General features: G+C 30.9%; 21 protein-coding genes. 7 read left to right on the top strand and 14 right to left on the bottom strand.

All coding sequences use genetic code 11. The annotated features are described in order from the left end of the window. The first annotated feature begins 115 nt into the window (after window positions 1-115). The 5 genes from ACLII3_RS12305 to ACLII3_RS12285 are packed head-to-tail and all read left to right on the top strand — an operon-like array spanning window position 116 to window position 4,576. On the top strand, window positions 116-1,015 hold the full coding sequence (locus ACLII3_RS12305) for a MerR family transcriptional regulator (protein ID WP_412984536.1): 900 nt from the start codon (window positions 116-118) through the stop codon (window positions 1,013-1,015). A 53-nt stretch (window positions 1,016-1,068) separates the two neighbouring features. Next, on the top strand, window positions 1,069-2,580 hold the full coding sequence (locus tag ACLII3_RS12300) for a phytoene desaturase family protein (RefSeq protein WP_412984535.1): 1,512 nt from the start codon (window positions 1,069-1,071) through the stop codon (window positions 2,578-2,580). 1 nt (window position 2,581) lies between these two features. Next, window positions 2,582-3,421: a phytoene/squalene synthase family protein gene (locus tag ACLII3_RS12295; RefSeq protein ID WP_412984534.1), complete on the top strand. Its 840-nt coding sequence runs from the start codon at window positions 2,582-2,584 to the stop codon at window positions 3,419-3,421. A gap of 9 nt (window positions 3,422-3,430) precedes the next feature. Then, window positions 3,431-3,880 (top strand): beta-carotene hydroxylase, encoded by a 450-nt coding sequence (locus tag ACLII3_RS12290; RefSeq protein ID WP_412984533.1) that lies wholly within the window; start codon window positions 3,431-3,433, stop codon window positions 3,878-3,880. A 3-nt stretch (window positions 3,881-3,883) separates the two neighbouring features. Next, window positions 3,884-4,576: a lycopene cyclase domain-containing protein gene (locus ACLII3_RS12285; protein WP_412984532.1), complete on the top strand. Its 693-nt coding sequence runs from the start codon at window positions 3,884-3,886 to the stop codon at window positions 4,574-4,576. Here ACLII3_RS12285 and ACLII3_RS12280 read toward each other — a convergent pair. The 9 genes from ACLII3_RS12280 to ACLII3_RS12240 form a co-directional block, all read right to left on the bottom strand. Beyond that, the gene (locus tag ACLII3_RS12280) at window positions 4,562-5,125 is read right to left on the bottom strand and encodes a TlpA family protein disulfide reductase (protein ID WP_412984531.1); all 564 of its coding nucleotides are present in this window, start codon (window positions 5,123-5,125) and stop codon (window positions 4,562-4,564) included. The two genes, ACLII3_RS12285 and ACLII3_RS12280, sit on opposite strands and share 15 nt — an antisense overlap. A 109-nt stretch (window positions 5,126-5,234) precedes the next feature. Further along, window positions 5,235-6,107 carry an anti-sigma factor gene (locus ACLII3_RS12275; protein WP_412984530.1) on the bottom strand — a complete coding sequence of 291 codons (873 nt, stop codon included), beginning with the start codon at window positions 6,105-6,107 and terminating at the stop codon, window positions 5,235-5,237. A gap of 185 nt (window positions 6,108-6,292) precedes the next feature. Then, window positions 6,293-6,964, bottom strand: coding sequence for a Crp/Fnr family transcriptional regulator (locus ACLII3_RS12270; protein ID WP_412984529.1), 672 nt, complete (start codon window positions 6,962-6,964; stop codon window positions 6,293-6,295). A 125-nt stretch (window positions 6,965-7,089) separates the two neighbouring features. Next, window positions 7,090-9,357: an aconitate hydratase gene (locus ACLII3_RS12265; RefSeq protein WP_412984528.1), complete on the bottom strand. Its 2,268-nt coding sequence runs from the start codon at window positions 9,355-9,357 to the stop codon at window positions 7,090-7,092. A 172-nt stretch (window positions 9,358-9,529) separates the two neighbouring features. Further along, window positions 9,530-12,307 carry a bifunctional aconitate hydratase 2/2-methylisocitrate dehydratase gene (locus ACLII3_RS12260; RefSeq protein ID WP_412984527.1) on the bottom strand — a complete coding sequence of 926 codons (2,778 nt, stop codon included), beginning with the start codon at window positions 12,305-12,307 and terminating at the stop codon, window positions 9,530-9,532. 320 nt (window positions 12,308-12,627) lie between these two features. Further along, complete coding sequence (locus ACLII3_RS12255) at window positions 12,628-13,581, bottom strand: AAA family ATPase (RefSeq protein WP_412984526.1); 954 nt, start codon at window positions 13,579-13,581, stop codon at window positions 12,628-12,630. An 11-nt stretch (window positions 13,582-13,592) separates the two neighbouring features. Continuing rightward, entirely contained in the window at window positions 13,593-14,996 is a 1,404-nt protein-coding gene (locus ACLII3_RS12250) for a peptidylprolyl isomerase (protein WP_412984525.1), read from the bottom strand. A 1-nt stretch (window position 14,997) separates the two neighbouring features. After that, window positions 14,998-15,852, bottom strand: coding sequence for a peptidyl-prolyl cis-trans isomerase (locus tag ACLII3_RS12245; RefSeq protein WP_412984524.1), 855 nt, complete (start codon window positions 15,850-15,852; stop codon window positions 14,998-15,000). Next, the gene (locus ACLII3_RS12240; protein WP_412984523.1) at window positions 15,853-17,796 is read right to left on the bottom strand and encodes a peptidylprolyl isomerase; all 1,944 of its coding nucleotides are present in this window, start codon (window positions 17,794-17,796) and stop codon (window positions 15,853-15,855) included. Between the two features lie 149 nt (window positions 17,797-17,945). On the opposite strand from ACLII3_RS12240, the gene ACLII3_RS12235 reads away from it, so the two are divergent. Continuing rightward, complete coding sequence (locus ACLII3_RS12235; protein ID WP_412984522.1) at window positions 17,946-18,401, top strand: SRPBCC family protein; 456 nt, start codon at window positions 17,946-17,948, stop codon at window positions 18,399-18,401. 11 nt (window positions 18,402-18,412) lie between these two features. Then, on the top strand, window positions 18,413-19,435 hold the full coding sequence (locus tag ACLII3_RS12230) for a hypothetical protein (RefSeq protein WP_412984521.1): 1,023 nt from the start codon (window positions 18,413-18,415) through the stop codon (window positions 19,433-19,435). A gap of 64 nt (window positions 19,436-19,499) precedes the next feature. Here ACLII3_RS12230 and guaB read toward each other — a convergent pair whose 3' ends face one another. From guaB to ACLII3_RS12205, 5 genes are all read right to left on the bottom strand, one after another. Beyond that, complete coding sequence (guaB, locus tag ACLII3_RS12225) at window positions 19,500-20,972, bottom strand: IMP dehydrogenase (RefSeq protein WP_412984520.1); 1,473 nt, start codon at window positions 20,970-20,972, stop codon at window positions 19,500-19,502. A gap of 119 nt (window positions 20,973-21,091) precedes the next feature. After that, on the bottom strand, window positions 21,092-21,583 hold the full coding sequence (locus ACLII3_RS12220) for a hypothetical protein (protein ID WP_412984519.1): 492 nt from the start codon (window positions 21,581-21,583) through the stop codon (window positions 21,092-21,094). Continuing rightward, on the bottom strand, window positions 21,584-22,111 hold the full coding sequence (locus tag ACLII3_RS12215; protein ID WP_412984518.1) for an FMN-binding protein: 528 nt from the start codon (window positions 22,109-22,111) through the stop codon (window positions 21,584-21,586). It lies immediately after the preceding gene. 122 nt (window positions 22,112-22,233) lie between these two features. Further along, window positions 22,234-23,400 (bottom strand): hypothetical protein, encoded by a 1,167-nt coding sequence (locus ACLII3_RS12210; protein ID WP_412984517.1) that lies wholly within the window; start codon window positions 23,398-23,400, stop codon window positions 22,234-22,236. Window positions 23,401-23,517: 117 nt separating this feature from the next. Next, window positions 23,518-24,384, bottom strand: a complete 867-nt coding sequence (locus tag ACLII3_RS12205; RefSeq protein WP_412984516.1) for a hydroxymethylglutaryl-CoA lyase — start codon at window positions 24,382-24,384, stop codon at window positions 23,518-23,520. Between the last annotated feature and the right edge of the window lie 12 nt (window positions 24,385-24,396).

Below are 24,396 nucleotides of genomic sequence, written 5' to 3'. Positions count from 1 at the left end.
TTATTATTTAATGAAAATTTGAGTCTTTTCATAATCACTTTATACATATTTTAACTTCAAATATTTCTAAACTAATATTTTATTACTAATTTTGTTTAACAAAACCTTGTTAAAAATGAACAATATTAAAACAGATTTTAGTATTAAAGATTTAGAAAATCTATCAGGAATTAAAGCACATACCATAAGAATTTGGGAAAAGAGATATAATTTACTTCAACCAAAAAGAACTGATACTAATATTAGATATTATAGTTTAAGCAGCCTGCAAAAGTTATTAAACATAAGCTATTTAAATAACAATGGTTTAAAAATTTCTAAAATAGCTAAACTTGAAGAAGAAGAGATACCTATTGCTGTTAGAGAAATTGCCTCAAGAGGAAAGATTGAACATCATGCTATTAATGCTTTTAAACTATCAATGCTTAATTTTGATCAAGCATTATTTTATAACACTTACAATAGCTTACTTGAAGAAAAAACATTTAGAGATATATTTTACGATATCTTTATTCCTGTCTTAAATGATTTAGGATTGTTATGGCAAACAAACACAATATCTCCTGCTCATGAACATTTTTTATCTATTCACTTTAAACAAAAAATACTTTTAAACATTGAAAAACTTCAAAGTTTAGAGCCTCATCCTGACAAAGAAACTTTTGTTCTATTTCTTCCAGATAACGAGATTCATGATATTGGCTTACTATTTATTAACTATGAATTATTAAGCAGAGGTTACCACACTATATTTCTAGGTGAAAGCATACCTATTGAAAGCTTAAAAGACTTACTTAAGTTTTTTGATAAAATATCATTTGTATCATACTTTACTGTAAAGCCTGAAACCGATGAATTATTAAGCTATATAAATACATTACACGAAAACATCATAACTGAAACAGACAATAGATTTATGGTGTTAGGAAATCAACTTAATAATATAGAACTAAACAACTTACCAAATCAAATTTTTGCATTTACATCAATTAAGGAATTAGTTAAAAACTTCTAAAAAAAGTCAATTTATTTTATTTTGTTTAACTTTTTTATATATTTGTTAGACAAATGAACAGCAAAATACACATAATTGGCTCTGGTTTTTCTTCTCTTTCTGCTGCATGTTACTTAGCAAAGGCAGGAAACGAGGTTACTATTTTCGAAAAAAATTCGACTATTGGTGGTCGAGCAAGACAACTAAAAAAAGAAGGGTTTACTTTCGATATTGGTCCAACTTGGTATTGGATGCCAGATGTTTTTGAACGTTTTTTTAACGATTTTAATAAAAAACCTTCGGATTACTATACACTAGAAAAACTAAATCCAGCTTACAGTGTTTATTTTGAAAAAGAAGATTATATAACTATTGAAGATACACTTCAGAAAATATATAACGCATTTGAAAAAGAAGAAAAAGGAAGCTCTATTAAATTAAAAAGGTTTATAAATCAAGCTAAAAGCAATTATGACATTGCCATAAAAGACTTAGTTTATAAACCTGGAGTTTCTCCTTTAGAACTAGTTACAACAAAAACAATAAAAAAATTAAATCAGTTTTTTAGCACAGTAAAGAAAGACGTACGAAAAGAATTTAAAAATAACCGTTTAGCACAAATCCTTGAATTTCCTGTACTCTTTCTTGGTGCTAAACCTAGTGACACTCCATCATTCTATAATTTTATGAATTATGCCGATTTTGGCTTAGGTACATACCATCCTAAAAAAGGTATGCATCAAGTTATTTTAGCTATGGAAAAGCTAGCAACAGAACTAGGTGTTAAAATAAAAACCAACTCTCCTGTTGAAGCTATTATTACTAAAGATGCTTCGGCTATAGGCATAACATCAAACTCAAAAAATTATTATTGTGATATTGTATTAAGTGGAGCTGATTATCATCATACAGAAACCTTATTAGAAGAAAAAAACAGACAATATTCAGAAAAATATTGGAGTAATAAAACGTTTGCTCCTTCTTCTCTACTTTTTTACGTAGGTTTTAACAAAAAACTCAAAAATGTAAATCACCATACATTGTTTTTTGATGTTGATTTTGATTTACATGCTGAAGCTATCTATGATAATCCTAAATGGCCAGAAAATCCATTATTTTATGCTAGTTTCCCAAGTATAACCGATGAATCAGTAGCACCTAAAGGAAAAGAAGCTGGTATTTTTTTAATTCCACTAGCTCCAGGCATTGAAGACACAATAGCATTAAGAGAACAATACTTTGATAAAATAATTAAACGTTTTGAAAGGCTTACAAATCAAACAGTAAGTAAAAATATTTTGTTTAAAGAGTCTTATTGTGTAAAAGACTTTATTAAAGATTACAACTCATATAAAGGGAATGCTTACGGAATGGCAAATACTCTTTTACAAACGGCTTTTTTAAGACCTAAACTTAAAAGCAAAAAAGTAAAAAACCTTTATTTCACTGGTCAATTAACTGTTCCTGGACCAGGAGTACCTCCTTCTCTCATTTCTGGAAAATTAAGTTCTGAATTGATTCTAAAGAAATTGAATAAAAAAATAACACAAATTACTCCTAATATTAAATTACAACACACTTATTAGTATGAAAGCATTATTTGACTCCGTTTCTAAAGATTGTAGTAAGTTAGTAACAAATACTTATAGCACTTCTTTCTCATTAGCAACAAAAATGCTTTCTAACAGTATTAGACAAGATATATATAATATATATGGATTTGTAAGGTTTGCTGACGAAATAGTAGATTCATTTCACGACTATAATAAAGCTAAATTATTTAACAAGTTTGAATACGATTTGGAGTTGGCTATTAATGAAAAAATAAGCTTAAATCCTATTTTAAACGCATTTCAACATACCTACCACAAATATAATATTGACAAATCATTGGTTGATGCCTTTATGAATTCTATGCGCTTGGATTTATATAAAACAACTTATATGACTAATGATGAGTATAAAGCTTATATCTATGGATCAGCTGATGTTGTTGGATTAATGTGTTTAAAAGTATTTGTAAAAGGTGATGAGAAAAAATATTTTGAATTAATGGATACAGCAATGTCATTAGGTTCAGCATTTCAAAAAGTGAATTTTTTAAGAGATTTAAAAGCCGACCATGACGTATTAAACAGAACCTATTTTCCTAATACAGATTTAAACAACCTAGATGAAATTTCTAAGCAACATATTATTGATGATATAGAATCGGATTTTGCAAAAGGACTTAGCGGTATAAAAAAATTACCTATTGAGGCTAAATTTGGTGTTTTTATGGCTTATAGATATTACAGACAACTATTAAAAAAACTCAAAAAAACACCAGCATTAGAAATTAAAAGCACTCGAATTAGAGTCCCTAATTATAAAAAAATTGAGCTGTTAACTAGAAGTTATGTAAAATTTCAACTGAATTTATTATAAATTTATAATATGAACACTTTTGTTTGGATATTGGTCTTTGTTGTAACATTTAGCACAATGGAATTTATGGCGTGGTTTACTCATAAATATATAATGCATGGTTTTTTATGGCATTTACACAAGGATCATCATAAAAAAGACCATGAAAGTTGGTTTGAGCGCAATGATTTTTTCTTTGTTTTTTATGCCATTGTAAGTATTGTTTGCTTTTATTTATGGAGTTATGAAAACGTATGGTATGGATTACCTATAGGCTTAGGTATTATGGTTTATGGAGCTACTTACTTTCTTGTTCATGATATTTTTATACACCAACGATTTAAAATGTTTAGAAATGCCAATAATTGGTATGCAAAGGGAGTTAGACGAGCTCACAAAATGCATCATAAACATTTAGGAAAAAAAGATGGTGAATGTTTTGGAATGTTGATTGTTCCTTTTAAATATTTTAAAAAGTAATACATGAAATCCCTTTATTTACTGTTAAATATTGGATCCATTTCAATTCCTTTCTTGTATAGTTTTCATCCCAAAATAAAACTATATAAAAAATGGAAAAGCCTATTTCTAGCTATAGCAATAACCACTACCTTCTTTATTATTTGGGATATTATATTTACAAAAATTGGTGTTTGGGGATTCAACCCTGATTATTATTTAGGAGTCAAAATTTTTAATTTACCTATTGAAGAATGGCTATTTTTTATTTGCATTCCTTATGCTTGTGTATTTACCCATTATACCCTTTTACATTATTTTCCAAAATGGGAGATTTCAAAAAAAATCACAAAACTTATTTCTGTAATAATTCTACTCATTTTATCCATACTTACCATTTATAGTTTAAGTAAACTGTATACATCTATTAATGCGCTTGTTGCAATAGCTGTATTATTATATGCTATGAAACAACACCTTGAAATGCTACAAAAATTCTATCTTACTTTTCTAGTAATGCTCATTCCATTCTTTATAGTTAATGGTGTTTTAACTGGTAGTTTTATTCTCAATGAAGTAGTTTGGTATGACAATACTGAAAATTTAGGAATTAGAATGTTTACTATTCCTATTGAAGATAGCATTTATGCCTTTTCATTAATATTAGCCAATCTTAGCTTAACACAAACTTTTCAAACAAAACTATTCCTTAAGTAATACTTCTATTTGCTGTCTCACAGCATCGCTATTCCAATTAGCAGCTCCAGTTTTATCGATGGCTATTGCTCCATTTTTCCCTATTAAGAATGTTCTAGGTATAGACGAAATATCAAATGCATTAGGATACTCTGATAATGGCATATAACTATTTAATTCAAAACCTTTAGCTTTTAAAAACGACTGAACTTTATTGGCGCTCTCGTTAGAAACTAAGATGATTTCAATTTTATCTTTATAATCTGCATTTAAATCTTTAATATATGGTAATTCTGCTACACAAGGTGGACACCACGTTGCCCAAAAATTGAGTAAAGTAACTTTCCCTTCTAAATCTTTAAAATTTATAATATTTCCATTGATATCTTGAAGCTTCCAATCTTCAAATTTTATAGTTTCCCTATTTTCTACTGACTCGACAGAAGGACTAAATAATGCTAATCCTTTGTGCAATACAATTTGAATAGGCTTTCTTGTTTGTGGTATAATCAATAAAACTATAATCACTAAAAATATAATGTTACTACGCTGTGATTTATTTATTTTCATGCTAACATTTTAGGCAAAGTTAATATTCCATATCAAAAAAGGCGCAACACTTAAAAATTAAAGTGTTGCACCTAACATCAATCAATCTAAAAACCAAAGATTAAAATCTTTATCTTATAACAGAACCTGAAATAGAAGCTACAGGTCCTGTTCCCATATTTATTGTTGTATGATTTGAAGCATTAGTAGGCACCATATGAGCTAAAGGCTTTAATGTAAAAGGTGCTGGACTATTATCTGGACTTGGCTCTACAGAAATTACAATAGTCATGCCTTTTAAATCTGTTGGAAAGGTTAAACCTGCTGGTGCATTTTGAAGAAAATCTTCTCCTGGATAAGCTGGTCCATTGTTAGCATCTCCTTTAAAAACTGAAGTAGCAGCATTATCGTCTGCTCCACTACCTGATAAAAATGTTCCAGTACTTACAGGTGTTCCATCAATAACTGCCCATCCTTCATACTTCCATCCATCTGATAAAGTTGGTAAATCTAACCCTGCTACAGCAGAACCACTAGAATTATCTAAAAACCACACACCACTTTCTTCATTTGTATCATCCATATCTGTTGGTGTTGCTAAAATGTATTTTCCTGAGGCTGCAGAAAAATCGGCTACAATTCCATTTGAATTTACTGAAGCTGTATTTCCTGCAAAATCACCTACTAAAATTTTTGTAGCCGCAGGTGCTGGATCTGGATCTACTGATGGTTCTATTGTTAAAACAAATCTAGTAGCACTTGCTAACTGAGCTGCATCAACTTCAAAAGATTGCGGAAAGTTTATACTTGAAAAAGTTCCAGTAGACACTGGACTCCCATCAACTATAATCCAACCTTCGTAAACAAAATCATCACCTAAAGCTTCAAGCCCATCTAAATTTAAAATTAAATCTGTTGTAGATGAATTATTATCATCGTCATCACTACATGAAGTGGCTAACATTCCTAATGCTAAAACCGCTAAAAACATTTTTTTAATCATAGTCTTTTTTGTTTTGAATATTTAATACTTCAAAAGTATCTTATGACTAGAAGATAAAATGTTAGGCAGCTAACATTAAGCCTTTTTATTATAAAAAAATTCAATTTTAATAATTAAAAAACCCAAATACTTAATAACAGTATTTGGGTTTTACATTTATAAACAATAATAAACAGATTCTTATTCTATGCGATTTTTTTATAAATTCTTATTTGTTTTCTATCAAAATCTAAAATATCATCTTCTTTTAATTCATTAAGAAGAATATTTAAAGTTGGCCTTGACACACCAATTAATGAAGCTATATCTTTTTGTGTATAAGGATGGTTTATAACATGATCACCTGTTTTATCGCAATTATAGCCATATTCTGTACACAAATCATCTAAAAACTCTATAAGTCTAGTCTTGGCATCTTTAAACATTAAAAGTTTTAATCTACGTTCAAGCTTTTGAAGTTTAAATCCAATGAATTTATAAACTCTAAAGCTAAAAGTTTGATTATCTCTCATCAATTCATGCATGGTTTCAACCCCAATAGGACAAATAGAGGTAGTATTATCTATAGATTGCGCAAACTCATCTCGCTTAATTTCTCCAAGAATGGCTTTTTCTCCAAACAACTCTCCTTTAGACAATATAGCTTTTACAACTTCTTCACCATCTTCACTATAATAGCCAATCTTTACTTTCCCTTTTTCTATAAGGTAAATTTTATTTGAAGTATCCTCTTCAAAATAGATATAATCTTGCTTTTTATAAGCATCAAAATCGTGGTTTGATTTATATTCTTTAAACTTATGTGGACATAATATCTTAAAAAGATTTACGTCTTCAAAAAACCAAATAGACTTCATAATGTAATTTTAGATCGATTGTGTTATCAATACAGTCGTATCTAAAAAAACTTGCTTACATTATTAATAAAAAACTCCCTAAAAAAAGGGAGTCTTTAGAGTATAATTTGAATATATTCCTTTAATTAAGCATTTTGCTTCTTTATTAAATTTAATGCAGAACCTTCATTAAACCATTCTATCTGCCCTTCATTATAGGTATGATTCACCATGATATTATCCTTTGTACCATCGGCATGTACCACTTCTATAGTTAATGGCTTTCCTGGAGAAAACTGGTCTAAATCCAAAAAGTTAAACGTATCATCCTCTTGAATTAAATCATAATCATTTTCATTTACAAAGGTTAAGCCCAACATCCCTTGTTTCTTAAGATTAGTTTCATGAATACGTGCAAACGATTTTACAATTACTGCTGCAACACCCAAATGACGAGGCTCCATAGCAGCATGTTCACGAGAAGAACCTTCTCCATAATTATGGTCTCCAACCACAACAGTGTAAATTCCTTCGGCTTTATAAGTTCTTGCTGTATCTGGAACACCTCCATATTCTCCAGTCAATTGGCTCTTTACAAAATTAGTTTGCTTATTATAAGCATTTACAGCACCAATAAGCATATTATTAGAAATGTTATCAAGATGTCCTCTATAGCGTAACCAAGGTCCAGCCATTGAAATATGATCTGTTGTACATTTTCCAAATGCTTTTATTAAAAGCTTTGCACCTTTTATTTCATTTCCAATTGGTGTAAATGGTGTCAATAATTCTAAACGTTCGGAGGTTGGACTCACAGTGATTTCTACTCCACTACCATCTTCAACTGGTTCTACATATCCATTTTCTTTAACATCAAAGCCTTTTGGTGGTAGCTCCCATCCAGTTGGCTCATCTAACCTTACTTCTTCTCCATTTTCATTAATTAAAGTATCTGTCATTGGATTAAAATCCAAACGTCCAGCAATAGCAACAGCGGCAACTAATTCTGGCGAAGCTACAAAAGCATGTGTATTTGGGTTACCATCTGCACGTTTTGCAAAGTTTCTATTGAATGAATGCACAATACTATTTTTAGGTGCATTTTTAGGATCTGAATATCTTGCCCATTGTCCAATACATGGTCCACAAGCATTTGTGAAAATAGTAGCATCTAGTTTTTCAAACACTTCTAAAATTCCATCACGTTCAGCGGTATAACGTACTTGCTCTGATCCTGGATTAATACCAAATTCTGCTTTAGTTTTTAAATTCTTATCTAAAGCTTGTTGCGCAATTGACGCTGCTCTTGATAAATCTTCATATGACGAATTGGTACAAGAACCTATTAATCCCCATTCCACTTTTAATGGCCAATCGTTGGCTTTTGCCTTCTCTGTCATTTCCTTTCCTGCAGTTGTAGATAAATCTGGAGTAAAAGGTCCATTTAATAGAGGCCCTAACTCAGAAAGGTTAATCTCTATAACCTGATCAAAATAATGTTCTGGGTTGTCATAGACTTCAGCATCTGCTGTTAAATGCTCCTTTATCTTGTTGGCTTCATCTGCTACATCTTCTCTATCTGTAACTCTTAGATAACGTTCCATAGATTCATCATACCCAAAGGTTGACGTCGTTGCTCCAATTTCGGCTCCCATATTACAAATAGTACCTTTACCTGTACATGACATTGCAGTTGCTCCAGGTCCAAAATATTCTACAATAGCTCCAGTTCCACCTTTTACCGTTAAAATTTCAGCAACCTTAAGAATTACATCTTTTGGTGCAGTCCAACCTGATAATTTTCCAGTAAGTCTAACACCAATTAATTTTGGAAATTTGAGTTCCCAAGGCATTCCAGCCATTACATCTACAGCATCTGCTCCACCAACACCAATAGCTACCATTCCTAGTCCACCTGCATTAACAGTATGCGAGTCTGTACCAATCATCATTCCACCTGGAAATGCATAATTTTCTAATACGACTTGATGGATAATTCCAGCTCCTGGCTCCCAAAATCCTATACCATATTTATTTGATACTGAAGCTAAGAAATCGAAAACTTCACTACTTACATCATTGGCGCGTTTTAAATCTTTAGCTGCACCTTCTTTGGCTTGAATTAAATGATCACAATGTACAGTGGTTGGTACCGCAACTTTTTGCTTTCCTGCTTGCATAAATTGCAGTAATGCCATTTGAGCAGTGGCATCCTGACATGCGATACGATCTGGAGCAAAATCCACATAATCCTGTCCTCTTTTAAAGGCTTCCGCAGGTATCTTATCCCATAAATGTGTATACAATATTTTTTCGGAAAGTGTTAAAGGCTTACCAGTAAGTTTTCGAGCTGCTTCAACACGCTCAGGAAATTTAGAATACACATCTCTAATCATTTTAATATCAAATGCCATGAATCTTTATTTTTTTGTTAGTCCCACTAAATTAACAAAAAAATCAGGTCAAAAATCTGAGCTACAATTAATTATATTGATACTAAATAAGAGAATCTTATAGTCGGTATTGAGTATAAAAAAACCCGAGCCTAAAACTCGGGTTTTCAATATTTCGATGTAATTTAAAAAATTACATTACTAATTCTTTAGTAGATGGTTTAAACTTAGTTAATACAATTCCACTCACTGCAGTCTCATATTCTTCCATAGTAGGAGTTCTTCCTAATATGCATGACAATACAACTACTGGTGTAGAAGATAATAATGATTCTCCTTTTTTAGCATCAGTATCTCTCACTACTCTCCCTTGGAATAAACGTGTTGATGTTGCCATAACCGTATCTCCTGGTTCAGCTTTTTCTTGATTACCCATACATAAACTACAACCTGGTCGCTCTAAATATAACTTGTTGTCATACTTAGTTCTTGCAACTGCTTTAGGAGCGTTATCATCAAATACAAATCCAGCATATTTTTCTAATACTTCCCAATCTCCTTCAGCTTTTAATTCATCAACAATATTATAAGTTGGAGGAGCAACAACTAAAGGGGCTTTAAACTCTACTTTTCCTTGTTGAGCTTCAAGATTTTTAAGCATTTGTGCCAATATTTGCATATCTCCTTTGTGTACCATACAAGAACCTACGAAACCTAAATCTACTTTTTTAGTTCCTCCATAGAATGATAATGGCTGGATGTTATCGTGCGTATAACGCTTAGATACATCTTCATTATTTACATCCGGATCAGCGATCATTGGTTCAACGATTTTATCTAAATCGATAACAACTTCAGCATAATACTTAGCATCTGCATCTGGTTTTAAAGCTGGTTTAGTACCTGTCTTTAATTCTTGAATTCTATTGTTAGCTTTATCTACTAATCCTTTAAGATCTTGCTTTGGATTATCCATCCCTTTATCAATCATAATTTGAATACGATCTCTAGAGATTTCTAATGATTCAATTAATGTTTCTTCTTCAGAAATACAGATAGATGCTTTTGCTTTCATTTCAGCAGTCCAATCTGTAAATGTAAATGCTTGATCTGAAGTTAAAGTACCAATATGAACTTCGATAATTCTTCCTTGGAAAACGTTCTCTCCTTCAAATTGAGTTAACATTTGCTCTTGTGTAGCGTGAACCACATCACGGAAATCCATATAAGATTTCATTTCTCCTTTAAAAGTAACTTTAACAGACTCTGGAATTGGCATAGTAGCCTCACCAGTAGCTAAAGCTAAAGCAACTGTTCCTGAATCGGCTCCAAAAGCAACTCCTTTTGCCATACGAGTATGAGAATCACCTCCAATAATTACATCCCAATCATCAACAGCAATATCATTTAATACTTTATGAATTACATCTGTCATTGCATGATATTTCCCTTCAGGGTGACGTGCAGTAACTAATCCGAAGTCATTCATAAACTTCATTAATCTTGGAATGTTAGCTTTAGACTTATCATCCCAAACAGAAGCTGTATGACATCCTGATTGATAACCTGTATCAACAATTGGAGAAATAACTGTTGCAGCCATCATCTCTAGTTCTTGAGAAGTCATTAAACCTGTTGTATCTTGAGAACCTACAATGTTTACCTCTACTCTAACATTAGATCCTGCATGCAATGTTTTACCTGGAGTAGTTCCTACTGCGTTCTTATTGAATATTTTTTCAACAGCAGTTAACCCTTGTCCTTCGATAGAAATTTCTTTTGAAGCTGCGTAAACTGGAGGAATTTCTATTCCTAAAGCTTTACAAGCAAAGGTTTGTAATTTTTTACCAAAAACTACCGCATAAGAACCACCTGCTTTCATAAACTCCATTTTTTGTGGAGTGAATGCAGCAGAAACATCTTTTAAGTAAGTGTCTCCGTTATATAATTTCTTTTCTTTTGTATTTATCGTAAGTACTGTTCCTGTAGCAACAGAATATTCTTCTTTCAAAATTGGATCTCCTTCTTCATCAACAATTGTATTTCCTTCAGCATCTTTTTGCTTTACCCAGTTTTTAAGATCTAATCCGATTCCACCAGTTACACCAACAGTTGTTAAGAAAATTGGAGCAATACCATTTGTTCCAGCAATTACTGGTGCTATATTGATAAAAGGTACATAAGGACTTGAAGAAATTCCCGTCCATAATGCTACGTTGTTTACACCAGACATACGAGAAGAACCAACTCCCATTGTTCCTTTCTCAGCAATTAACATTACGCGCTTATTAGGATGTTGCTTTTGCAATGCTAACAATTCGTTTTGCATATCTTTATTATGCTCAAACATAGATTGTCCATGCAATTCTCTATCTGAACGTGAATGCGCATCTGCTCCTGGAGATAATAAATCGGTAGAAATATCACCAACTCCAGCTACATAAGTAACCACTTCTATAGTTTCGTCAATTTCTGGAAGTTTTGTAAAAAACTCCGCTTGCGCATAACTTTCAATAATTTCTTTTGCTATAGCACTTCCTGCATTCATAGCTGTTTCTAAACGCTCTGTATCTGCTTCATATAAGAACACTTGCGTCTTTAAAACTTTTGCAGCAGCATTAGCTATAGCCTCATCATTTCCTAATGCTAAATCAAGCAATACTTCAATAGAAGGACCACCTTTCATATGAGATAATTGCTCAAAAGCAAAATCAGCAGTGATTTCTTCTACAATAGCTTCTCCTAGAATAATTTCTTTTAAAAATTTTGCCTTTACACCAGCAGCACTAGTTGTTCCTGGTAGTGTATTATATATAAAGAAATTTAACGATGCTTCTCTATGTGGATTATTTACATCTTTAATTTGATCAATGATTGCAGCTATTAAATCTGCTCCATCAATTGGTTTTGGGTGCAACCCTTGCTCTTTACGAGCCTCAATTTCTTTAAGATAATTTTCATAAATATTCATAAGCGCTATATTTTCAATGAAGATTTAATTTATTTCTAATTAATATTTAGAACAAACTAAATCTTTAAAATTTATAAGTTTTGATTCAGTTTTTAGTGTTGCAAAAGTACTAAATACGAATCATTTTAAAAAATATGTAAGAAAATATGAAGTTTGATAAGAATACTTCAAAACAACAATACTTAAAACCCTGATAAATACGATATTAATAATTTTGATATATCAAAATTGTTAAATTAATAACTTTTGAAATATTCAATAATAGAAAATTAAGTATTGAATTGACTAATAAAAGTATAATTTTCCCTTATAAAAGAAATTTAGAACAAGCTCTTAATAATTTCTTGTTCAGTAATACCTTCTGCTTCTGCCTTGTAGTTTTTAATAATTCTGTGTCTTAAAATACTATTTGCAACAGCTTGCACATCTTCCATATCTGGAGAGAATTTACCATTAATAGCAGCATGTGTTTTAGCTGCCAATATTAAATTTTGAGAAGCTCTTGGTCCAGCACCCCAATCTATATATTGCTTAACTAAATCGGCTGCAGAATCACTTTTAGGCCTTGTTTTACCAACCATTGCTACTGCATACTCAATAACATTATCTGCTACAGGAATACGACGAATTACATGTTGGAAGTCAACAATTTCTTGAGCTGTAAATAGCGCATTAACATTAACTTTATTATCTGAAGTTGTTGCTTTAACAACCTGTACTTCTTCATCAAAAGTTGGATATTCTAAATTGATTGCAAACATAAATCTATCCAACTGAGCTTCTGGCAAAGGATAAGTTCCTTCTTGTTCAATTGGGTTTTGTGTTGCCAATACAAAATATGGTAAATCTAATTTATAATGATGACCTGCTACTGTTACAGCGCGCTCTTGCATAGCTTCTAATAAAGCTGCTTGTGTTTTTGGTGGTGTACGGTTAATTTCATCTGCTAATATAATATTAGCAAAGATTGGCCCTTTTATAAATTTGAAATGTCTGTCTTCATCCAATATTTCACTACCTAGGATATCACTAGGCATTAAATCTGGTGTAAATTGAATACGTTTAAAATCTAAACCTAATGCTTGCGCTATGGTATTAACCATTAATGTTTTTGCTAAACCAGGAACTCCAATTAAAAGTGAATGACCACCAGAAAATATAGAAATCAAAATTTGATTAACAACCTCATCTTGACCAATAATAACTTTGGCTACTTCAGTTTTTAAATTTTTATACTTGACAACAAATTGTTTTATAGCAGCAACATCAGACATAAGCAATACGTTTATTTTTTTAACCAGTTACTATTAAAGTCGCACTCACGATGCTCACCGTTAATTTTAATAAATGTATCCATGATTTTTTCAATTTGCCACGCTTCAATAGCTTTTAACTGCTTTTCTTGAAGTGCTAACGCCTTAATTTTAAGGTAGTCTTTAGCAAAATCTGCCTCATGTTCATCTATTCTATCTGTAACTGTAAGAATTTTAAATTTAGTAGCATTTATTCTATCTTCATCTGTATACACAGGGCTCACTTCACCATCTTTTAGATTCTGTAATTGGCTATAAAGCTCTGGATCCATTTTAGTAAGTTCAAAACTATAATCTTGAGTTTCTGGGTTACGCAATTGCCCTCCATCAAACTTAGTTTCTTCCTCATCACTCACTTCTTTAGCAGCCTCAGCAAATGTTAATTCCCCATTAACTATGCTTTCTCTTGCCTTTTCTATTTTTGCTTTTGCAGCATCAATAGCTTGTTTTGTTATTTGAGGTTTTAACAGAATATGACGCACATCGTATTCTTGTCCTCTAATTTTTTCTAGATAGATAATATGGTAACCAAAATCTGTTTCAAAAGGCTCAGAAATTTCACCTTCTTCTAAAGAGAAAGCAACATCTCTAAATTCTTTCACCATTTGAGGTCTAGATCTATGCAACGTATATTTACCTCCAGTTCTTTTTGAACCAGGATCTTCGGAATATAATACAGCTTTAGTAGCAAATCTTGCTCCATTATCTATAATATCTGCTTTAAACTCTTTTAATCTATTAATTACTTTTTGCTTTTCTTCATCAGAAACTTCTGGAATAACAACTATTTGTGCTACTCTAAGCTCTGTTCCAAATTCAGGACGTTCTTCTTTTGGAATATCGTTAAAAAATTGTCTTACTTCCTCTGGAGTAACTTCTATTTCTTCGGTAATTTTTTCCTGCATTAACACAGCCATTTTACCATTTTTGTTAAGCTCAAACATTTCATCTCTCAGCTCTTGCTCCGAAGATTTTTTATAATAAGCTACTAGCTTTTCCATAGATCCAATTTGTTGGGCAAACCCATTAAGTTGCTGGTCTACGTATGAACGAATTTCTGCATCATTAACTACTATACTATCTTGAATAGCATGGTGCATGTATAATTTATCTTCTAAAAGCTTACCAAATAATTGACAACGTGTTATGTCTTTTGTAGAAACTCCACTAGCTTCTAACTGTGCGAATTGCTTGTCAATATCAGAATCTAAAACTACAAAATCTCCAACTACAGCAGCTACACCATCAACTTTTACGCGTTGAGATGGATCTGCTTTTTTCTCAACTTCTTTAGTCTCTTCCTTTTCTTCAATTATCTCTTGTGCAAATATTGTACTGGATGACAATAACATTACACTTAATACTAGATACTTCACTTTAGTCAAAAATTTCAAATTGTTTGTTTTTAATTGCATCTTTTGTGATGTCTTTTTCTAATTGTTTTATAAAGTCCAACTTACGCTTGTTAATTACAATTTGTTTTACAGTTGGCATTACATATTCTAAAGGTGCTTGTTCATTTCTGTTCAGTACATCTTTAATCTGCATCAAATATAGTCCTAATGAATCTTTGTGCTGTATAAAATTAGATTTTTTTAACAGTTCTTTTTTATTTTCAGCATTTAACATAGGAATTTTATATATTGCTTGACTTGCTTTAATCCATATTGAATCGTTTAAAGAGTACGATTTAAACTGAATTGCAATAGAGTCTAACACAATTTTATCTTCTTCGTTAAAGCGCTTAAAACGCTCTTCAATATCTTCAACATTAGATATATTTTCATTTACATTAATATATCTAAACTTAATAAGTTCTTCGTTTAATTTAAAGGTTTCTTTGTTTCGCTCGTACACTTGGTTAGCCTCTAATAAATCAACTACAGTATCTATGCTTCTTTTAACCAAAGCTTCTAAATAAGCATTTGTAAAAAGGTCTTTTTTATATTGAGATACTAGATGATTAAATTCACTTTGCTTTTGCTCGGTTAAATTTAATTGAGCTCCATCCATTAACAACTGTTGTGTTGCCCAACGATTAATAAAATTTGAAACTTGCATAATGCTATCTTCTCTCGAAACTCCGTTAAAAACAACACCATCTAAATCATGTTGATATAGATAAGTGTCATTAACTCTTGCTATAGGTATGCCTTCTTCTTCTGTTTTTAAAAATTGGCATGACACTAAGCTAAAGAGAAAGCATAATATGAGACTATTTTTTAGTTTCAATTAGTTATAAATTTGAGATTTAACCTTCTTTAATATTTTTTTATCAACTACTACCTTATAATTATTTTCTAATTCTTTTAGCCAGTTATTTTCTACCACAGTTTGATAATCACTAATCACTCTACCTTTAGCTTCTTCTAATGTTTTTATACTTTCTGGAAGTATTTCTTTTACTTTAACAACATAAAAAGCATCATTATCTGTGTAAATTTTTGAAACACCTTTTTCAAAAACAAACGCTTTTGGTAATGCTCTATGCGAAGCATCCATTACTTCTGTAGTGAATATTACGTTTTGAGTTTTACCATTGTTTAAAGATGAATTTATAGTTTCAATAGTTGTGTTCTTCTCTAATAATTTTTTTACTTTTTTAATATTCTCTTCTTTTGATGCTGTAGCGACTATAGCATCTACTCTTAATGGCCATTTATAGTTTGATTTATTAGCTTGGTAATAATTTTCTAATCCAACACTATCGCTTTTAACACCTTCCCAAATTTTAGTTTGCATTAAATCAAAAAGTAATAATCCTTCTCTATACTCTTTCAATATTTGTGCAAACTCTTCGTTTTCATTTTCAAGATTTTCTTCTCTGTATTTTAAAACATTAGCATTCACGAATTCTTCATATTGTTCTTTCACAATAACATCAAATGGCTTTCTGTTTTTAGAATTCTTTTGAGTATTTTTTAAATACTCTGCAAAATGAAAATAAGTAAGTTGCTTATCTCCTATTTTTAATAATAGTTTATCCTGAGGTAAATCGGTTGGAATTGTCCATTTTTTAGAATAAAAACTTGGATTTAATGCCTTGATAAAATATTCTAAATTAGGTTTATCATCAATAACATTATACTTTTTCTTTAACTTATTAACCATAGCTGTATTAATAAGCTTTGATCTAGAATCTCTTTTTACCTTAGTTTCTAGACTCGGTTTTAATTTTTTAAATGACTCTAATGGTTTTTTTCCATATAACTTTGTAATATGCCAGCCATAATCGGTTTTAAATGGTTTAGAAATATCGCCAATATTCTCCATTTCAAAAGCCTTATCCTCAAATTTCACCGAACTTAATTGTCCGCTTTTGAATGAAGATAACTTTCCTCCTTTATTAGCTGAACTTTTATCATCAGAAAATTGTTTAGCAAGTGCTTCAAAACTATCTCCTTGTTCAATTAATTTATAGATTTCTTTAATACGCTTTTCTGGCACTATAGTACTATCCTTTTGATTGTTAGAAATCATTATATGTCCCACAGTTACTTCGCCTCTTGATTTTCTTTTATCAAAAACTTGTACAACATGATACCCAAATTGAGTTTTAAATGGCTGAGAAATTTCTCCTATTTCAGTATTATACGCAACAGTTTCAAAATCGTAAACCATTTTAAAACCAGAAAAATATCCTAAATCTTCAACAAAAATGGTATTGCCATTATGAATTTCTTCTTTTAATTTATCAAATCCATCTTTAGCAAGCCTATTTCTATAATCTAAAATTTGATTATAAGCTTGTATCGTGTCTTTTTCACCCTCAGCAATCCTTACTAATACATGACTAGCTTTTACATCGTAGGCAATTCTATCGTATGCTTCTTTAACAAGGGCTTCTGTAACTTTACTATCAGTTAAGTAGTTTTTAGTCAACTGCTTTTTATAAGAATTAAACTCCCTAATATATTCAGGCTTTTTGTCATAATCTAAAGCCTTTGCCTCAGCTAACTTTAATTTATAATTAATAAACAACTTCAGATACTCATCAACATCTTTTTGAGATTCGTCCTTTACAAGATTTAAATTTTTATTATAAACTCTTAAAAATTCTGATGCAAAAACTGGTTCTCCAGCAACAGTAAATAAAACATCATCCTTTTTAATTTGTGAATACGAGCTTACTGAAAACACTAAAGCTAAACATATTAAAAAAATGTTCTTTCTCATAAATTTATTAACTTTTCAATTGCAACAAAAATAGTAATAATAGACTATTATACAAGTTGATTGATAACGATTAAATAGCATAAATATTTGCTATGATTTTTATTTACTACAATTCTGAATTATCTTTAATGACATAAGATAAATTAGTCATGAAATACACTATAGAAACTATTATAGAATTACCCAGAGACGAAGTGATTAAGAAATTAGATAATACTGATAATCTTAAACATTGGCAAGAAGGTTTAGTTTCTACAGAACATATTTCGGGTACTCCTGGTCAGGTAGGTGCTAAAATGAAATTGATTTTTAAAATGGGAAAACGCCATATGGACTTAATTGAAAATATTACAAAGAGAGAATTTCCAGACGAATTTCATGGTACTTACACCACTAAAGGTATGCATAATATTCAAGAAAACTATTTTAAAGAACTACCTAATGGTCATACCAAATGGATTTCTAAATGTGAATTTATACCAACAAATTTTATGCTACGTATAATGACTTTAGTAATGCCTTGCACCTTTAAAAAACAATCAAAAAAATACATGATTGCCTTTAAAAACTTTGCTGAAAAAGGGATTTCAGTTAATAATCTTTAAAGAAGAACTTTATGAATAAAACGATTAGTACTCAAAAATTAATAATGATAATTAGTTTACCAATAATTATCATTTGTTCAATGTTTATAGTTTCAAAAACATCAATATTTCTTTCTAACACTAATACCTTAGCTTTTGCAATTACTGCAGACTTACTACTTACTCTACCTTTAGTTTACTTTTTTAGTATTAGAAAAACCAATATCCCAAAAACTACAGTAGTTCCTATTTTGATTTTAGGAATTGTAATAGCGTCTATAATAATTCCAAATGAGAATCAATATTATCTCAATTTATTTAAAACTTGGTTCCTTCCAGTTATTGAGCTAAGTATTTTAACCTATATAATATTAAAGGTTAGAAAAGCTATAAAAATACATAAGCAGCATAGTGAAAATCAATTAGATTTTTTTGACACATTAAAACAAACATGTTCACAAATTTTACCAAAACCTTTAGTTGTTCCTTTTGCTACAGAAATTGCTGTTTTTTATTATGGTTTTTTCAATTTTAAATCGTACCAACCAAAGTTGAATGAATATACTTATCATAAAACATCAGGTGTATTTTCGCTAGCGATAGCCTTTATGCTTATTATTGGAATAGAAACAGCAGTATTACATGTTATTATAGCAAAATGGAGTGTTATTGTTGCTTGGGTTGTTTCATTATTAAGCATATATACGGCATTACAAATTTTTGGCATTGTGAGATCACTTTCAAAGCGTCCAATCCAAATTAATGAGAACAATTTAGAGTTAAGGTTTGGAGTGTTGAATGAAACTTGTATTCCTATAAAAGAAATAGCTAAAATTGACCAAACATCAACAGATGTAGAGTTTGATAATAACACACGAAAACTTTCACCTCTTGTTGAAATTGAAGGTTATAATATTGTTATTACACTTAAGAGTTCCAATACTTTAAATGGTTTTTACGGAATTAAAAAAACATATAAAACTATTGCTTTTAAAGTTGATAAACCAAAAGACTTCTTAGAAGCAATCAACTCAAGAAGAAATCACATTAATTAAATTTAAACCAAAAAAAGGCAACATTTATTATGTTGCCTTTTTATATATTAAGAAATATTTTCTTCTATCTAGAATAATTAGGAGCTTCCTTAGTAATCATCACATTATGAGGGTGGCTTTCGCTAATTCCAGAAGACGTAATCTTTACAAACTGTCCTGTTTCTTTTAAGGTTTCAATATCTTTTGCTCCACAATAACCCATTCCTGCTCTTAAACCTCCAACAAACTGGTGAATACTTTCAAACAACTCACCTTTATATGGTACACGTCCAACAATTCCTTCTGGTACTAATTTTTTAATATCGTCTTCTACATCTTGAAAATATCTATCCTTACTACCTTGTTTCATAGCCTCCACACTTCCCATACCACGATACGATTTAAACTTACGTCCTTCGTAAATAATTGTTTCTCCTGGAGATTCTTTTGTTCCTGCCAATAATGATCCTAACATTACACAATCGGCTCCAGCAGCAATAGCTTTTGGTATATCTCCTGTATAACGAATTCCTCCATCAGCAATTACAGGTACTCCAGTACCTTTTAAGGCTGCAGATACTTCTAAAACAGCAGAAAATTGAGGAAATCCAACTCCAGCAACTACACGTGTCGTACAAATAGAACCAGGACCAATACCAACTTTTACAGCATCAGCACCAGCTTCAGCTAAATATTTAGCAGCAGCAGCAGTGGCAATATTTCCAACCACAACTTCTAAACTTGGAAATTTAGCTTTCACCTCTTTTAAAACATTTACAACACCCTTTGTATGTCCATGAGCAGTGTCAATAATAATTGCGTCAACACCAGCACTCACTAGAGCTTCTGCTCTATCAACAGCATCTGCAGTAACTCCAATAGCTGCAGCAACACGTAAACGTCCATACTTATCCTTATTTGCAATTGGCTTAAGTGTTAATTTAGTGATATCTCTAAACGTAATCAATCCAACTAATTTATTGTTATCGTCAACAACAGGTAGTTTTTCTATTTTATTTTCTTGCAAAATAACCTCAGCGTCTTGTAAAGATGTTCCTTCACCAGCAGTAACAAGGTTTTCGGTAGTCATTACTTCAGTTATAGCTCTATCGTTATTTTTTTCAAAACGTAAATCACGATTGGTAACAATTCCAACTAAATAACCTTCATCATCAACAATAGGAATACCTCCAATACTATGCTCTTTCATATTTTGCTTAGCATCTAATACTTTAGCTGTTAAAGGCAAAGTAACTGGATCTATAATCATTCCGCTTTCAGCACGCTTTACTTTTCTAACTTTTAAAGCTTGCTCTTCGGTAGTCATGTTTTTATGCAACACACCAATACCTCCTTCACGCGCCATAGCAATAGCCATTTTACTTTCAGTCACAGTATCCATTGCTGCTGAAATAATTGGAATATTGATAGAAATGTTCTTAGTGAACTTTGTTTTAATACTAACTTCTCGAGGTAAAATTTCGGAATATGCTGGAACTAAAAGTACGTCGTCGTAAGTAAGACCTTCTCCAACAATTTTGTTTTGATGTGCTATCATTGCAATTACGTTTTAATTGCATGCAAATCTACACATTTTTTTTGAGTTTCTTATGTTAAATAATTATTACTATTTAATCTCTGGTATACTATAAGCACTGTTTAAAATCACGGATGATATTATCTCTTTGCTAAAAGCGATTGTTTAAGAATAATTAAAATCGCTACTGTGTAAGTTAATGTCATAATTGTTCCTGAAAGCATGACGATGTATTTCATCCAACTAACACCAGTCCAAAGTAAATATATACCTCCAAAAGTTAGAAGAACAGATACAAAAGGCTCAATTATTAAAAACAATTTCATCTTTTTATTAAGTTGTGTAATACTTAATAATAAGCCAACTAAAAAGAATATGATTGACATTGATAGAATATGATTATGCACAAGAGTTAGCATTTCTTTACTACTCTTTTTAAATTTCATAACCTTAGCATCTTCATTATCTTCATTTCCTATATATTGTTCTTCAATACTATCAGGATTTGCAGTAGATGTTTCGCTTACAAATAACAACCCTGTATAAAAACCAATACTCAATACAATAATAAAAGTACTTATTAAAAGTCTTATTTCTCTAGGAAGTGTATATATGAAACCGTTTAGTTGCATTTAAAGTATGTTGTTTTGTTCTAGTACTTTTAACGATTTTAAAAACTCATTTACAGCATTTGTCATTGAGCGTACAGAGATTGTTGCACCAGATATAACAGCTACATTATCGCCATATCTTAATTCATCATCTTGACTTTTGCCAATGAATTGCTTTAACCAACGTTTACTACCAATTTCTCCTCCATAATCTTCTCTATAAACCAATACTTTAGTTTTAGTAATAATCAAATTTGTATCAAGTAAAATTAAATAATCAAAATGATCTGTTTTACTTGGTGCTTTTGATAAGTATGCATAACCTAAAAGCGAATCGTTAGTTTTAATACTAAACAAATTATCTTTTCCAAACTTTACTTTTAAATCCTTTGAAATTTCAGAAGGTACTTCTATTGAAGAAAGTTGGAATTGTTCTACACTATAAACAGATTTAATTTCTTTATTCAACTTTTTTTGAATGTTTTTTGAAAGTCCAAAAGACATAAAGAATAAAGCTATTAATATTAAATAAGTGCTTTTTAATTTCATAGTGCAAAAGTATTATAAAATGCCCAATAGCTAAAGTAAAAAGTAACTTTCTACCTTAGCTATTAGGACTAAAAACTAAACCAAATTATCAAATGAGATAATTATTTTTTTAAATTTTAGATTTAGAACCAAACTCCAAAACCTAAATTTAACTGTCCTTTAGCATCATTACCATCTATTGCATTATCAAATAATTGGTAATCTGCTTTTACAACAGCTCCAGGAGCAACATGGTAACTTAAACCTGTAGTCCACTCATTTCTATTATATCCTAAATTTCTAGAAATACCTGCATCTTTTACTGCTGCATGCGTATCATATTGCTCGTAACGTACAAATACATCAAGCTTTTGTTCTTTTGTAAGTGGTAATAAGTTATAAGCAACTTCTGCGTACCAACCTTTTAATTCAGAACCTAAATTAGCCTCATAAAGTGTATTGTATTCTTCAGTATCTGATAATAATGCATGAATATATTGACCTCTTGCAGAAAAACGCTTGTTAATATAACGTGCATCTAAACCAAACATAGAAATTCCTACATCAGCCCCATCAACATCGTCAATTTCATCAGCTGCTTGTGTACGACCAAAGTATCCTGATAAACCTAAACGCAATCCTTGAATTCCATAATAATCTACCTTAGCAGATAAGTTAGGTGTGTTAATTGTAGATTCAGCACCTTTTTGACGACCATTACGTAAACCATTACTTCCACCTAACACTTTTTCTCCATTTACAGATGCAAATCCATTAAAGATATAAGCTTGATAACGCAAACTAGCATCGTCAAACTTCCCTGTTACACCAACACCAATTTCTCTCCAAGTAGTTGGTACAATACTCTTATCCATACTTGGTCTTTCAACACCATTAAATGTAGTAGGTTCGTGATACTCATTCACAATTCCCATTGGCACTAACATTAAACCACCACGAACATTAAAATTATCGTTTACAGAATAGTTTAAGAATGCTTGCTCGATATATACCTCTTTTACGTGCTCATATTCAATTTCAGTAACAAACTGTACTCTATCACTAAACTTATAACCAAATAACATTACTAATCTATGCACATCCATTTTACCATTATCACCTTCAGGTTGGTTATAATCAACTTGTGCATAACCACCAATTGTGATTCCATTTTGCGAACCATTTCCACTCAATATATTTTGAGCAGCATTCATTTGACGGTTTTTTGTTGCTGTTGTATCTTGACTTACAGTTTGAGCAAACCCAAAACTAGATACTAAAATTGCCATTGTTAAGATAGCTTTTTTCATTTGTTTTTATTTAGACTGGTTTTAAATAATAAATTAATTCAGGTGCAAATGTACTACTCAATCTTAAATAAAAAAACTTTATTTAGAATTATTTTAAATAAAAATAAAAGGAATTATTTAGTGATAAAAATTAAAAATTTTAGAAGCCTCATTATAAGCACTTTCAAAGCTTAATGCATTTAAATTACTATCATTTTTATTAGAAGTGAAATAGGATAATAATTTTTCGGTAGGCATATTTCCTGTTAGTTCGTCTTTTGCCATTGGGCAACCTCCAAAACCTTGAATAGCTCCATCAAAACGATGACAACCAGACTCAAAAGCAGCATTAACTTTTTCAAACCAAGAACTAGGTGTTGTATGTAAATGCGCTCCAAACTCTATATTAGGATAGGCAGGAATAAGATTTGAGAAAAGGTAACTTATAGTTTCTGGATTAGAACTTCCAATAGTATCGCTTAATGATAAAATCTTAACGCCCATTTTACTTAAACGCTCTGTCCACTCTCCAACTATGTCAACATTCCATGGGTCACCATAAGGATTACCAAATCCCATTGACAAATATGCAACCACTTCTTTATTACTTTTTACAGCAATGTTTAAAATTTCTTGCAGTGTAACTACAGATTGTGCAATAGTTTTATGTGTATTACGCATTTGAAAATTTTCGGAAATAGAAAAAGGGTACCCTAAATAATTTATTTCTTTATGTACAGAAGCATCAGCAGCTCCTCTAGTATTCGCTACAATAGCCAATAGCTTACTTGTAGTTTTACTTAAATCTAGTTTTGATAAAACTTCGGCTGTATCAACCATTTGAGGAATGGCTTTTGGTGATACAAAACTTCCAAAATCAATGGTATCAAAGCCTACTCGTAGTAAAGATTGAATATATTGTACCTTTTTATCTGTAGGTATAAATTGCTTTATACCTTGCATAGCATCTCTAGGACATTCTATAATCTTAACCTTTGTTGACATTGATAAATTTTA

Origin of the sequence: Pontimicrobium sp. IMCC45349 (genome assembly GCF_047219225.1) — a bacterium.
In the GTDB taxonomy this organism is placed as follows: domain Bacteria; phylum Bacteroidota; class Bacteroidia; order Flavobacteriales; family Flavobacteriaceae; genus IMCC45349.
This window is presented reverse-complemented; position numbering and strand designations above follow the sequence as displayed.

What these genes read in the sequence shown, in the direction of transcription:
- ACLII3_RS12305 (WP_412984536.1), top strand. Translation starts at nt 116, where the DNA reads ATGAACAATATTAAAACAGATTTTAGTATTAAAGATTTAGAAAATCTA.
- ACLII3_RS12300 (WP_412984535.1), top strand. Translation starts at nt 1,069, where the DNA reads ATGAACAGCAAAATACACATAATTGGCTCTGGTTTTTCTTCTCTTTCT.
- ACLII3_RS12295 (WP_412984534.1), top strand. Translation starts at nt 2,582, where the DNA reads ATGAAAGCATTATTTGACTCCGTTTCTAAAGATTGTAGTAAGTTAGTA.
- ACLII3_RS12290 (WP_412984533.1), top strand. Translation starts at nt 3,431, where the DNA reads ATGAACACTTTTGTTTGGATATTGGTCTTTGTTGTAACATTTAGCACA.
- ACLII3_RS12285 (WP_412984532.1), top strand. Translation starts at nt 3,884, where the DNA reads ATGAAATCCCTTTATTTACTGTTAAATATTGGATCCATTTCAATTCCT.
- ACLII3_RS12280 (WP_412984531.1), bottom strand. Translation starts at nt 5,125, where the DNA reads ATGAAAATAAATAAATCACAGCGTAGTAACATTATATTTTTAGTGATT.
- ACLII3_RS12275 (WP_412984530.1), bottom strand. Translation starts at nt 6,107, where the DNA reads ATGATTAAAAAAATGTTTTTAGCGGTTTTAGCATTAGGAATGTTAGCC.
- ACLII3_RS12270 (WP_412984529.1), bottom strand. Translation starts at nt 6,964, where the DNA reads ATGAAGTCTATTTGGTTTTTTGAAGACGTAAATCTTTTTAAGATATTA.
- ACLII3_RS12265 (WP_412984528.1), bottom strand. Translation starts at nt 9,357, where the DNA reads ATGGCATTTGATATTAAAATGATTAGAGATGTGTATTCTAAATTTCCT.
- ACLII3_RS12260 (WP_412984527.1), bottom strand. Translation starts at nt 12,307, where the DNA reads ATGAATATTTATGAAAATTATCTTAAAGAAATTGAGGCTCGTAAAGAG.
- ACLII3_RS12255 (WP_412984526.1), bottom strand. Translation starts at nt 13,581, where the DNA reads ATGTCTGATGTTGCTGCTATAAAACAATTTGTTGTCAAGTATAAAAAT.
- ACLII3_RS12240 (WP_412984523.1), bottom strand. Translation starts at nt 17,796, where the DNA reads ATGAGAAAGAACATTTTTTTAATATGTTTAGCTTTAGTGTTTTCAGTA.
- ACLII3_RS12235 (WP_412984522.1), top strand. Translation starts at nt 17,946, where the DNA reads ATGAAATACACTATAGAAACTATTATAGAATTACCCAGAGACGAAGTG.
- ACLII3_RS12230 (WP_412984521.1), top strand. Translation starts at nt 18,413, where the DNA reads ATGAATAAAACGATTAGTACTCAAAAATTAATAATGATAATTAGTTTA.
- guaB (WP_412984520.1), bottom strand. Translation starts at nt 20,972, where the DNA reads ATGATAGCACATCAAAACAAAATTGTTGGAGAAGGTCTTACTTACGAC.
- ACLII3_RS12220 (WP_412984519.1), bottom strand. Translation starts at nt 21,583, where the DNA reads ATGCAACTAAACGGTTTCATATATACACTTCCTAGAGAAATAAGACTT.
- ACLII3_RS12215 (WP_412984518.1), bottom strand. Translation starts at nt 22,111, where the DNA reads ATGAAATTAAAAAGCACTTATTTAATATTAATAGCTTTATTCTTTATG.
- ACLII3_RS12210 (WP_412984517.1), bottom strand. Translation starts at nt 23,400, where the DNA reads ATGAAAAAAGCTATCTTAACAATGGCAATTTTAGTATCTAGTTTTGGG.
- ACLII3_RS12205 (WP_412984516.1), bottom strand. Translation starts at nt 24,384, where the DNA reads ATGTCAACAAAGGTTAAGATTATAGAATGTCCTAGAGATGCTATGCAA.